Source organism: Pseudomonas mangrovi (assembly GCF_003052585.1).
GTDB classification, from domain to species: Bacteria; Pseudomonadota; Gammaproteobacteria; order Pseudomonadales; family Pseudomonadaceae; genus Aquipseudomonas; species Aquipseudomonas mangrovi.
Genome location: NZ_QASN01000006.1, coordinates 222,132 through 234,162, shown reverse-complemented (window position 1 = coordinate 234,162; position 12,031 = coordinate 222,132). Strand labels below are relative to the sequence as shown.

The following is a 12,031-nucleotide window of genomic DNA, read 5'->3' as shown; positions in this document are numbered from 1 at the left end:
GCCCCGGCTCATCCATGCATGCCTTCACTGATCAGGAAAACCCCATGTCAGAACCAAGAGATTATCTGGAGCTGTCCTTCCGTTCGATCCAGTGCTTCGCCGACGACGGCCGCCTGGATCTGGGCGAGCTGGATTCGCTGCTGGCGATTGCCGAGCGTGATGGCGCCATCGACGACAACGAGCGTCGGGTGCTGAAGAACATCATCGGCCGGATCAAGCCGGACGAGATCGACCAGCCGATGCGCGAGCGCCTCGCCGAGATTGAGCAGAAGCTCGGCGCCTGACGCCGGGGCAGCAGGAGATGTGTAGGGTGGACAAGGCGCAAGCCTTGTCCACCAGACGGCCTCGAGCTCCGAGGTGCTGGACATGCCCCTGGCATGTCCACCCTACGGGCGTGCGGCCTCCTGCGGGGGCAGCTTTTTCGTAGGGTGGGCATGGCGCAAGCCTTGTCCACCATGGCTAACCTCGCATCCTGCTGATGGCCGATCCGGCGGCATGCCCAGCCAACAAAATCATCGATAGCCCGCAGACGAAGATTCCAGGAACCAAACGATGTCGGACGCTCAACCACAGGACGTATTGGACAAGGCGGTTGCCGAGGGCGGCGCCTATGAAGTGCTGCAGCGGCGCCTACAGGAGCAGGGCCAGCGCCTGCGTGCGCTGACCGATGCGCTGAACGCGCAGCGCCTGGAGGCATTCGGCAGCAGTCGCATGGAAGTGATTGGGCGGGTGCGCATCCGCACCGAGAACAACTGCGTCGCCCGCGACATCGTCCAGGTCGGCGACTGCCTGCTGTTCGGCTACAACGTGTTCCTCGGGCTCAAGCAGGAGACCCGCATCGAGGACGTCTTTTCGCTCTACCGCCTGAGCGAGCAGGCCGAGGGTTATGAAGCCGAAGCGGTGCCGCTGGCCGGCAGCTTTCTGGCCCAGCAGGGCTTCGTCAACGACTTCAACGAGCTTTATACCTATTACAAGAACACCCGCCTGCTGCAGCTGCTGGTGCGCGACGGCAAGCTGCTGGCGAGTTTCCAGATCGGCGAGCGGGTCAGCGACATCCGCGTGTTCCGCTGGTCGATCTCGGTCGACGGCAAGGAGATCCGCTACATCGACAACCGCGGCGAGCGCGACATCGCGCTGCCGGCGCCGTTCGACTTCGAATGGCAGAAGTGCGGTCGCGAGATGGTGGTCAACGGACGCCATCCACACCTGAATATCCTCGATACCGTCTTCGTCGAAACCGTCGGTGGCGACCTGACGATCAAGGTCGAAAACAATACCGAGGACGGGCTGGGCATCTATCGCGAACCGGTGGTCGACAAGACCCAGTCGCTGGACGATGCCCAGGTCGAGTACGCCCGCCTCGGCAGCCTGATCCTGCTGAAAATCCTGCCCTACCGCGAGGAGCAGTGGCGCTACCTGGTGTTCAACTGCCTGACGCGCAAGGTCGAGCGCATCGACGCCATCGGCCTGGCCTGCGTGCAGCTGCCGGAAGACCACGGGATCATCTTCCCCGGCGGCTACTACCTGCAGAGCGGCGAATACAAGACCTTCGAGCAGTCGATGCAGGGCATGCGCTTCAAGCGCGCGGTGCGCTCGCCCAATGGCGAGGACGTGCAGTACGTCTTCTATCACCCCGAAGAAGGCCGCTCGGCGCTGTTCACCTACAACATGATCAGCCGCCAGCTGCAGAATCCGATCTTCGGCCACGGCTACGCGCGCCTGGAAGACGGGCGCATGGTGATCTTCGCCGCCGAGGGCGAGGAGCCGACGCGCATCCATCCGATGCAGATCTGGCAGACGCCATTCCAGAGTGACGAGTTCGCCGCCCGCCAGCCGACCCGCGGCGGATTCTTCGGCCGCATCGGCAATGCCGAGCTGGTGCGCGGGGTGTCCGACCTGCTCGGCCTGAGCCGCGAGATCGACAGCCCCGAGGTGTCGGTTACCCGCTACACCCAGCTGTGCCAGAACACCCGCCGGCTGTTCGACGCCTACCACTGGCTCGACGATGCCCAGTGCGAGGGCCTGGCGCCGCTGCTGCGGGAGGTCGCGGCGACCGGCGAGCTGGTGCTGGATGAATTCGAGAAGGTCGAGAGCATCCGCCAACAGTCGGCGCGGGCCATGGCCGAGGCCGAGACCGGGCAGAAGAGCCTGCTCGCCGGGCTCATTCCCGACAGTTGGGATCAGGTGCAGCAGTATGTCGACGCGCTCAACGCGATCACCGCGCAGCGTGGCCGGCTGCTGACCATCCGCGATTTGCGCTATATCGATGTGCCCCGTATCGACGAGATGGAGGCCGAGCTGCTCGCCCACCAGACGCGGATTGCCGCGGCGACCAGCGCCTTCCTCGCCAGCGACGCCGCGCTGCAGCCCTACGTCAGCCTGCTCGCCGAGCTGGATGCGCAGGCGCAGAAGGCCGAGAGCGTCAGCCAGCTCAACGAGCCGCTGCAGGCGATGCAGGAGCTGGCCGGCAACCTCGACATGCTGTCCTCGCTGATGGCCAGCCTGCAGATCGATGACGCTACCCAGCGTACCCGCATCGTCGAGTCGATCTCCGAGGTCTACGCCCGTCTCAACCAGTCCAAGGCGCGCGCCGAACAGCGGCGCAAGGGGCTCGGCTCGGCCGAGACCGTGGCGCAGTTCGGTGCCCAGTTCAAACTCTTCAGCCAGGGCATCACCAACGCCCTGGCCCAGGCGCAGGACCCGGAGCGTTGCGACGAGCAGCTGTCGCGCCTGCTGGTGCAGCTGGAGGAGCTGGAGAGCCAGTTTGGCGATCACGAGCGGTTCCTTGGCGACATCCTGGCCAAGCGCGAGGAGCTGCTGGAAACCTTCGAGGCGCACAAGCAGAGCCTGCTCGACGAGCGCCAGCGCCGCGCCCAGGGCCTGCTCGACGCCGCCCGGCGGATTCTCGACAGCCTCGCCCGGCGCACCGCGCGCTTCACCGCGATGGAAGAGCTCAACTCGTTCTTCGCCGCCGACCCGCTGATCCTCAAGCTGCGCGAGCTGGCCGAGCGCCTGCGCGAGCTCAAGGACAGCGTCAAGGCCGATGACGTCGAGGCGCGCCTGAAGGGCGCCCGCGACCAGGCGGTGCGCGCGCTGCGTGACAAGAGCGAGCTGTTCGAGGAAGGCGGCAACGTCATCCGCCTCGGCCCGCGCCATCGCTTCAGCGTCAACACCCAGGAGCTCGATCTGACGCTGATGCCGCGTGGCGATGCCCTGCATCTGCACCTGACAGGCACCGATTTTCTCGAGCCGCTGCGCAATCCCGAACTGGAGGCGCTGCGCGAGTTCTGGCAGGTCGCCCTGGAGTCGGAATCGGCCCAGCTGTATCGCGCCGAATACCTGGCGGGCGAGGTGCTTGCCGCCGCCGAGGCCGGTCGCGAGGGGCTGAACCTGGACCTGCTGCGGCCGCTGCTGGCCGACCCGGACGCGCTGACCCGGCGCGTGCGCGACTTCGCCACGCCGCGCTACAAGGAAGGCTACGAGAAGGGCATCCACGACCATGATGCGGCACTGATCCTGGCGCGCCTGCTGCCGCTGCGCGAGAGCGCCGGGCTGCTCAGTCATGCACCGGCGGCACGCGGCCTGGCGTTGTTCTTCTGGGGTCAGGTGCATGCTCAGGACGCCTTTGCCGGCTGGCCGGAGCGCGCGCGCAACGGTCGTAATATCCTGCAGCTGTTCGCCCGCCGTGACGCCCTCGACCAGCTCGAGGCCGAGGTGCAGGCCGCCATCCAGGCCTGGGCCGAGAGCCAGGCGCTGGTGCACGAACCCAGACTGCTGGCCGAGGCCGCCGAGTACCTGGTGCAGGAGCTGGCGGCCGAACGCATCGAGTTCATCCTCAGCAAGTACGCCCGCGAGCTGCTCGCAGGATTGCAGGCGCGTCTGCAGGCGGCGCGGGTCTGGGACGGTTTCCAGCAGACCCTGGCACGCCTGGAGGCGCGTCCTGGCGCGCAATGGGCACTGGTCGAGAACTGGTTGCAGGGGCTGTGCAGCGAGGGCGAGTTTGCCGAGCTGAGCAACTACATCGCCGAAGCCATTGCTCTGTTGCTGCTGCCCGAGAGCCTGCCGCGACGGATCACCGAGCTGGATCTGCGTTTCAGCCTGGAAGGCCTGCTGGGCGAGCACCCGCGCATTCACGAACAACGCCTGACCCTGGCGCTGGACGACTTCTTCGCTCGCCTGCGCGAGCACCGCCAGCGCTTCCTCCCGGGGCTGGCCCGCTATCAGGCGCTGCGCCAGGAGATCGTCAGCCGCGAGCGCGAGGCCCTGCGCCTGGCCGAGTTCAAGCCGCGGCCGCTGTCCTCGTTCGTGCGCAACAAGCTGATCAACGACGTCTACCTGAGCTTCATCGGCGACAACCTGGCCAAGCAGATGGGCACCGCCGGCGAGAACAAGCGCACCGACCTGATGGGCCTGCTGATGCTCATCTCGCCCCCCGGCTACGGCAAGACCACGCTGATGGAGTACGTCGCCCATCGCCTCGGGCTGATCTTCATGAAGATCAACGGCCCGGCGCTGGGCCACGAGGTGCGCTCGGTGGACCCGGCGCAGGCACCCGACGCGACCTCGCGCCAGGAGCTGGAGAAGCTCAACCTGGCGCTGGAGATGGGCAACAACGTGATGCTCTATGTCGACGACATCCAGCACACCCATCCGGAGTTCCTGCAGAAGTTCATCTCGCTGTGCGATGGCACCCGGCGCATCGAGGGCGTGTGGAAGGGCAAGACCAAGACCTACGACATGCGCGGCAAGAAGTTCTGCGTGGTGATGAGCGGCAACCCGTACACCGAGTCCGGCGAGCTGTTCAAGATTCCGGACATGCTCGCCAACCGTGCCGACATCTACAACCTGGGTGACACCCTGGGCGGCATGCAGGAAGCCTTCGCGCTGTCCTACATCGAGAACAGCCTGACCTCCAACCCGGTGCTGGCGCCGCTGGCGACCCGCGACATGGCCGACGTCTATCGCTTCGTCGCCAAGGCCGAGGGCAAGCCATTCTCCAGCAACGAGCTGTCGCACAGCTACAGCGGTGCGGAGATCAACGAGATCGTCACCACCCTGCAACGGCTGATGCAGATCCGCGACGTGGTCGGCCGGGTCAACCAGCAGTACATCGTCAGCGCAGCGCAGGCCGATCAGTACCGCACCGAGCCGCCGTTCAAGCTGCAAGGCAGCTACCGCAACATGAACAAGATGGCGGAGAAGATCAGCTCGGTGATGAACGATGCCGAGCTGCTGCAACTGATCGCCGATCACTATCAGGGCGAGTCGCAGCTGCTCACCAGCGGCGCCGAGGAGAACCTGCTCAAGCTCGCCGAGTTGCGTGGCAACATGACCGAGGAGCAGGCGCAGCGCTGGGCGCAGATCAAGCGTGATTTCCTGCGCAACAAGGCCATGGGTGGCAGCGACAGCGATGTTGGCGGTCGCGTGGTGGCGCAGCTCAACGATCTGGTCGAGGGCGTGCGCGAGCTTGGTGGCGCGCTGCAGCAGCCCGCTCAGGCGGCGACCGAGCCGGCGCCGGCAGTGCCCTGGGCGCAGCTGCTAGAAGGGCTGGAAAACCTCGGCCGGCTGCGGCCGCAGGTCGAGGTCGTCGCGCAGCCGCAGCCGGCGGTGCAGAAGCTGCTGGAGAGCCTGGCCGACACCCTGCAGGACAGCTTCCTGCCACTGATCAAGACCATGGACAAGAAGATCGACATCGATCTGCGTACGCACAACCGCATGCTGGAAATCTCCACCCAGCTGCGCAGCCTGGCCGAGCACCTGGGCCAGGAGCAGCGCAGCAGCGGCGAAGACGAAGCGCCTGCGTGAAGGACGGCGCGCTGAGCCGGCTGCGCCTGCTGCTGGCGATCGCCGCCCTCATGCTGTTGCTGCAGCTGGGCAACAGCCTGAGCGGCTATGCGCTGAACGGGCTGGGTCTGGTGCCGCGACAGCCGCAGGCGCTGGCCGGGGTGCTGTTCTCCCCGTGGCTGCACGGCAGCTGGGCACATCTGCTGAGCAACCTCAGCGGCCTGCTGCCGCTGGGCTGCCTGGTGCTGTTGCGCTCGCGACGTGATTTTCTCTACGCCAGCGCCTTCATCATCCTCGGCAGTGGCCTGCTGGTCTGGCTGTTCGGTCGCACCGGCGTGCATGTCGGCGCCAGTGGCTGGCTGTTCGGTCTCTGGGGCCTGTTGCTGGCGCGCGCCTGGTTCGATCGCAGCCTGCTCGATCTGCTGCTCGCCGTACTGGTCTTCCTGCTCTACGGCGGCTGGCTGTTCGGTCTGTTGCCGCGTGAAGGGGTGTCCTTCGAGTACCATCTGGCCGGCGCCTTCTGCGGTGTGCTTTATGCTGCTTTCAGCCGCCGAAGGGATCGTTGAAAACCAGCCCGGCTATGGTTTCCTGCGGCACTCTGCAGCCCTGCAGTCGTGCATTGCCATCGCTGCGTCGCTGTTTTTTGCGAGGCCGCCCTGTCGGTTGTGCGCTGGCTGTCTCGCCTAGGTCTTTCGACGGCCTTTCCAAATGATGAAAAGGGAGCTTTATGGATTTCGATCGTCTTGACCGGCAACTGCGCGAGAGCGTTGCTGACCTGCGTTTGAGCAATGAGGAACGCGACGAGTTGCGCCAGCTTGGCAGCAACCTCGGCACCGAGCAGGTGCGCTACATGCGTAACCGCGCCTTCGCCCTGGTCCGCGAGCTGGTCCGCGAGCCGGGCAACGCCGAGCCTGCACTGAAGTGGCTGGAGCAGGTGATCAAGACCCTCGACGCCGCGGCGACACCGGTGGTATTCGACCAGGCCAGTGCGCATTTCAGTCCCGGCGAGAGCTGCCGGCGCAAGATTCGCGACCTCTGCCAGCAGGCACGCAAGAGCATCGATATCTGTGTCTACACCATCTCAGATGATCAGCTCAGCGAAATCATCCTCGCCAGCCACCAGCGCGGCATCGCCGTGCGAGTGATCACCGACAACGAAAAGCAGTTCGACGAAGGCAGCGACATCCAGTGGCTGCGCAGCCGTGGCGTGCCGTTGCGGATCGACGCCGGGCCCTATCACATGCACCACAAGTTCGCGATTTTCGACGGCCGCCTGCTGCTCAACGGCAGCTTCAACTGGACCCGCAGCGCCACCACCAGCAATGAGGAAAACCTGCTGGTGATCAACCATCCGCAGCTGGTGGCCAGCTACGCGCGTGAATTCGAGGCGCTCTGGGCGCGCTACGCGGGCAACTGATGGGCGAGCAGCGGGAAGCCCCGGAAGAGGTTCGCCAGCGTATCGGCTTCTACCGCAGCTGCTACCTGGCTGACAGTCGCGACCTGGATCTGGACAACCTCGGCAAGCTGCGCGCCGAGCGCTGGGCCTGGCTGGACGGTCGCGACGAACTGGCTTGCGGCGACCTGCCGGTGATCGCACTGCCACCTGCGCTCGGCGCCGAACTGGACAAGCAGCAGAATCTCTATCAGCGCGAGCTGCAGCTGGTCTACGGCGTCCTGCCGATCTGTGGCCGCCTGCAGCGCGAGGATGCGCCGGCATTGTCGTTGTGCGGTCCGCTGGTCTACTACGAGGCGCGCCTGAGTGCCAGTGCCGATGCCGACGGCTATCTGCTGACCATCGACACGGCGCAGCCGCATGCCAATTGGCGCCTGCTGCGCAGCCTGATGCGCCCCGAGCATGTCGACGAGCTGTCCGGCCTGCCGTTGCCCGCCGCAGCCATCGACGCCCACGTGCTCGGCGAGCTGCTGCAGTGGCTGCAGCGTTTCACCCTGGTCGAGGATGTGCTGCAAGGTGCGGCCTTTCCCCGTCTGGACGAGGCGCAGACGCTGAGCAAGGCACGCCGCGGCAAGCCCCCCTCGCTGCGCGCGGCGGCGTTCGTGGCGTTGGTGGCGCGGGGCAGCGGCAGTCGCGGCATCGCTCATGAGCTGCAGCAACTGCAACAGAGCGAAGCGCTGTCCGCGCCGCTGCGCCGGTTGCTTGGCGAAGCGCTGCCGGCGGACCCGCGCGAGGCGGTGAACAGCACGCCCGAGAGCCTGCCGTCGCTGCTCAGTGCGGCGCAGGTGCAGGCGCTGGACAGCGCGGCGCGCTTCGATCTGAGCCAGATCGCCGGCCCGCCAGGTACAGGCAAGAGCTACACCCTGGCGGCGCTGGCACTGGATCGCTACCTGAATGGCGAAAGCGTGCTGGTGGTCAGCCGCAGCGAGCAGGCGGTGCGGGTTGTCGCCGACAAGCTGCGCCACGACTTCGGGCTGGCCAATATCGTGCTCGACGGCAATGGCCAGGACCTGCGTCGGGCGTTGCGGGCCCATCTGGACGACTGGCTGCAAGGCAACCTTGGCGGCCGCCAGCGCCTGACGCAGACAGCCGCCGAACGGCATTGTCGCAACCAGCGCCGGCGCCAGGGCCTGGACCCGGATACACCGCTCGAGCTGCCCGAGGAGCCGCTGCGCGCGCAGTTGCAGGCGCTGGTCGAGCAGGAACGGGGGCTGGCCGAGGCCTTTCGCCAGCGGGCTGTCCAGGCGTTGCGCTGGAGCAGCCTGATCGAGCGTGCCCAGCGGCGGGCGCTGGGCTTCTGGGCGCGCTGGTGGACCTTGCCTCGGGCCCGCCGGCAGGTTCGCGAGGCGGTCCGTCCCTGGGAGCTGCTCGATCGACTACGCCAGTGCCAGCGCGAACGCGAACAAAGCAGCCAGCGCTACCTCGGCCTGCGTCGCCGGGAGCAGCTTGGCTACCTGGTCGCTACCGAGCGGCCGACCTTGGTGCGTTATAACCAGGCGCTGCGTGCGCGCAACTCGCAGCGCCAGCTGGCGCTGTTCGACGACATCGAGCCGACGCAGTTGCTCACTGCCTTCCCGATCTGGGTGATGACCCTGGACGAGCTGCATCGCCTGCTGCCTCTGCGTGCAGAACTGTTCGACGTGATGCTGATGGATGAGGCCAGCCAATGCGATATCGCCTCGGCACTGCCGGCCTTCCAGCGCTGTCGGCGTGCGGTGGTCTGCGGCGACGTGCGCCAGCTGCGCCACGTCTCCTTCCTCTCGCGCCAGCGCGAGGTCGACCTGCTGGTGCGTGCCGGCCTTGACGCGCGTGATCGTGAGCAGTGGAGCTATCGTGACAACAGCGTGCTCGACCTGGTCGGCATGCACCTGGCCAGCCAGCAGGCGGTGACCTTCCTCGACGAACACTTCCGCAGCCGCCCGGCGCTGATCCGCTTCAGCAACGAGCAGTTCTACAACGGCCAGCTGAAGGTGATGAAGGAAAGGCCCGGCCAGGAAAGTCCGGGTCTCGCCAGACCCAGCCAGGAGAGCCCCGGCCAGCCGGACAGCGCAGCACTCGCGCACGCAGGCTGCGACAGCCTGCAGCTGGTACGGCTGCAGGGCGAGCGCGCCAGCAACGGGGTCAACCAGGCGGAAGTCGACTGGGTGCTGAACATGCTCGGCGAGCACCTACGGCACTATGCCGCCAGCCCGCTCAAGCCAAGCATCGGCGTGCTCTCGCCGTTCCGCGACCAGGTCGACGCGATTCGCGAGCAGGTCGCCGCCAGCCTGTCGCTCGAGCAGGTGCGCGAATTCCGCCTGCTGATCGCCACGCCCTACGGCTTCCAGGGTGAGGAGCGCGACCTGATGATCATCAGCTTCGCGATCCACGGCGGCAGCTCCCAGGCCGCTGCCTATCTGAACCGCGAGGACATGTTCAACGTCGCCATCACCCGCGCCCGCGAGCGTCAGCTGCTGCTCTACAGCGGCGACGAGAAGGGCCTGCCGTCCGGCCATCTGCTGCGCCGCTATCTGGAGAACCTGCACGCCCAGCAACGCGAGCATCCTGCCGGGCAGGCTCTGAACGGCTTTCAACAGGCACTGTGCAGCGCGCTGCAGGCCCACGGAGTGCGGACCTGGGCCAACTACCCGCTGGCCGGTCTGCTGCTGGACCTGTTCTGCCAGCGCGGCGACAAGTACCTGGCCATCGACCTGGTGGGCTTCCCGGGGGAGGGTGAGGGCTTTCTCGAGCTCGAACGCTATCTGGTCCTCGCCCGCGCCGGCCTGGAAACGCTGCCGCTGAGCTACGCGCTCTGGACCCTGGAACCGGAGCTGGCGCTGCAAGCGCTGCTGCAACGTCTGTAGAGCGGCGGCTGCGGGCGAGTGGGCGCGCAAATCCTGACCAGTTGCGATCGTTTTCGATGCAGGCACATTGCTATACTCGCCGCCTTCCTTCGCCCCCGCGTCCGAGAGTTCCGATGGGCCTGCATACTCCCACGCTGCTAGTGGCCAACGCTCTGGTCATGAGCCTTTCCGGAGCGCTGCTGCTTTACAGCTGGTGGCGCGGACGAGAGGAGCGCACCCTCCTGTGGATGGGCGCGCTGCTGTTGCTGGCGGTACCCGGGATCATCATGAACGCGCTGCGCGGCATGGGCTTCGACTACGTGCCGATCATTCTCGGCAACATCATCCTGTTGCTGGCCACCGCGATGCACTGGACGACCATGCGGGTATTCGCCGGTCGTCCGCTTTACTGGCCCGGGCTGCTCGCGGGGCCGCTGCTGTGGACGCTGTTGTGTCTCTGGCCGACCTTCTATGACTCGGTCGAACTGCGCGTGCCGCTGTATTCGCTGCTGGTCATCGCCTACATGCTCGCCTCCGCGTCCGAACTGTGGCGCAGCCGCTGGCAACTGGACGTATCCATTGCCCCGGCACTGGTACTGATGGCCTGTCACGGCGGCTTCTACAGCGTGCGGCTGTTTCTCGATCCGGGTGCGCCGCTGGGCGCTTCCAGCAGCAGCGCGTTTTTCGCCGTCGTGGTGATCGAGAGCATGCTCTACGCGGTGGGCGCCGGCTTCATCACCCTGTCGATGGTCAAGGAGCGCGCCGAGGCGCACTACCGCGAGGCCTCGCTGACCGATGCGCTGACCGGCATCGGCAATCGTCGGGCCTTTACCCAGGCCGCCCAGCAGCTGCTCGAGCGCAGTGCCGGCGAGCCGCGACGACTGGCCCTGTTGCTGTGCGACCTGGACAACTTCAAGCAGGTCAACGACCGCCTCGGTCATCCGGCCGGTGACTGGGTGCTGCGACGCTTTGCCGAGGTGCTGGTGCAGCACATGGGCCCGGGCGCGGTGTTCGGGCGGATCGGGGGCGAGGAGTTCGCCTGCCTGGTCGAGGCCGAGCACGGCGAAGCGCTGGCGCTGGCCGAGCGCATTCGCAAGGATTTTTCTGCCAGCGTGCGCGAACAGGGACCGCTGAGCACCAGCATCGGCATCGCCACCGCGGCGATCGGCGGGCTGGACCTGTCGCGTCTGCTGTCGCTGGCGGACGCCGCGCTGTACCAGGCCAAGCACGAAGGCCGTGACCGAGTGGTGCTCAGCGAGCTGCAGGTGCAGCTGAACGAAGTCGGTCAGACCGAACGGCGCCGGCGTTTCCGGTAGACTGTCGCCCCCTTCGCCCGCGACGAGCTGCCTCCATGGCCCTGCAAGCCACCACCTACAAAGTCGAAATCAACCTTACCGACCTCGATCGCGGCGTCTACCAGTTGCTGCGCTTCACCGTGGCCCGGCATCCTTCGGAAACCGAAGAGCGGCTGGCGGTGCGGCTGATCGCCTATGCGCTGTTCTACAACGAGCAACTGTCGTTCGGCCGTGGCCTGTCGGATGTCGACGAGCCGGCGCTGTGGGAAAAGAGCCTGGATGACCGGGTGCTGCACTGGATCGAAGTCGGTCAGCCGGATGCCGATCGCATTACCTGGTGCTCGCGGCGCACCGAGCGCTTCAGCCTGGTGGCCTATGGCAACCTGCGGGTCTGGCAGACCCGGGTGCTCGACGGCGTGCGCAGCCTGAAGAACATCAATGTGGTCGGCGTCGAGCAGGCGGCGCTGGAGAACCTGGCGCGCGACATGCCGCGCGCGCTGAACTGGAGCGTGATGATCAGCGACGGCAGCCTGTTCGTCACCGACGAGCGCGGCCAGCACGAGATTCCGCTGGAGTGGCTGGCCGGCGAGCGCTGAGCCGGATGGGTTCGGTAGGACGGACGCTTTTTTCGTCCACCAGAGCGAGCGCAGGTGGTGGACGGATGAAACCTCGTCCAG

General features: G+C 66.4%; 7 protein-coding genes. All 7 read left to right on the top strand.

What is annotated here, in order from left to right:
* Nucleotides 1-44: 44 nt before the first annotated feature.
* The 7 genes from DBO85_RS03990 (at nucleotide 45) to DBO85_RS03960 (ending at nucleotide 11,950) form a co-directional block, all read left to right on the top strand.
* Nucleotides 45-284: a hypothetical protein gene (locus DBO85_RS03990; RefSeq protein ID WP_108105477.1), complete on the top strand. Its 240-nt coding sequence runs from the start codon at nucleotides 45-47 to the stop codon at nucleotides 282-284.
* 268 nt (nucleotides 285-552) lie between these two features.
* Entirely contained in the window at nucleotides 553-5,805 is a 5,253-nt protein-coding gene (locus DBO85_RS03985) for a DNA repair ATPase (protein ID WP_108105475.1), read from the top strand.
* A 50-nt stretch (nucleotides 5,806-5,855) separates the two neighbouring features.
* Nucleotides 5,856-6,350 (top strand): rhomboid family intramembrane serine protease, encoded by a 495-nt coding sequence (locus tag DBO85_RS03980; protein WP_407681443.1) that lies wholly within the window; start codon nucleotides 5,856-5,858, stop codon nucleotides 6,348-6,350.
* A gap of 161 nt (nucleotides 6,351-6,511) precedes the next feature.
* Nucleotides 6,512-7,201, top strand: a complete 690-nt coding sequence (locus DBO85_RS03975) for a phospholipase D-like domain-containing protein (RefSeq protein WP_108105471.1) — start codon at nucleotides 6,512-6,514, stop codon at nucleotides 7,199-7,201.
* Nucleotides 7,201-10,080, top strand: a complete 2,880-nt coding sequence (locus DBO85_RS03970) for a DEAD/DEAH box helicase (RefSeq protein ID WP_108105469.1) — start codon at nucleotides 7,201-7,203, stop codon at nucleotides 10,078-10,080. The genes DBO85_RS03975 and DBO85_RS03970 overlap by 1 nt, the downstream gene beginning before the upstream one ends.
* Nucleotides 10,081-10,238: 158 nt before the next feature.
* The gene (locus DBO85_RS03965; RefSeq protein WP_233356544.1) at nucleotides 10,239-11,375 is read left to right on the top strand and encodes a GGDEF domain-containing protein; all 1,137 of its coding nucleotides are present in this window, start codon (nucleotides 10,239-10,241) and stop codon (nucleotides 11,373-11,375) included.
* 35 nt (nucleotides 11,376-11,410) lie between these two features.
* The gene (locus DBO85_RS03960) at nucleotides 11,411-11,950 is read left to right on the top strand and encodes a YaeQ family protein (RefSeq protein WP_108105465.1); all 540 of its coding nucleotides are present in this window, start codon (nucleotides 11,411-11,413) and stop codon (nucleotides 11,948-11,950) included.
* Nucleotides 11,951-12,031: the final 81 nt, after the last annotated feature.

Bases quoted from the DNA above. Each gene is read 5' to 3' on its own strand.
- DBO85_RS03970 (WP_108105469.1), top strand. From the start codon at position 7,201: ATGGGCGAGCAGCGGGAAGCCCCGGAAGAGGTTCGCCAGCGTATCGGC.
- DBO85_RS03985 (WP_108105475.1), top strand. From the start codon at position 553: ATGTCGGACGCTCAACCACAGGACGTATTGGACAAGGCGGTTGCCGAG.
- DBO85_RS03980 (WP_407681443.1), top strand. From the start codon at position 5,856: ATGCTGTTGCTGCAGCTGGGCAACAGCCTGAGCGGCTATGCGCTGAAC.
- DBO85_RS03965 (WP_233356544.1), top strand. From the start codon at position 10,239: ATGAGCCTTTCCGGAGCGCTGCTGCTTTACAGCTGGTGGCGCGGACGA.
- DBO85_RS03975 (WP_108105471.1), top strand. From the start codon at position 6,512: ATGGATTTCGATCGTCTTGACCGGCAACTGCGCGAGAGCGTTGCTGAC.
- DBO85_RS03990 (WP_108105477.1), top strand. From the start codon at position 45: ATGTCAGAACCAAGAGATTATCTGGAGCTGTCCTTCCGTTCGATCCAG.
- DBO85_RS03960 (WP_108105465.1), top strand. From the start codon at position 11,411: ATGGCCCTGCAAGCCACCACCTACAAAGTCGAAATCAACCTTACCGAC.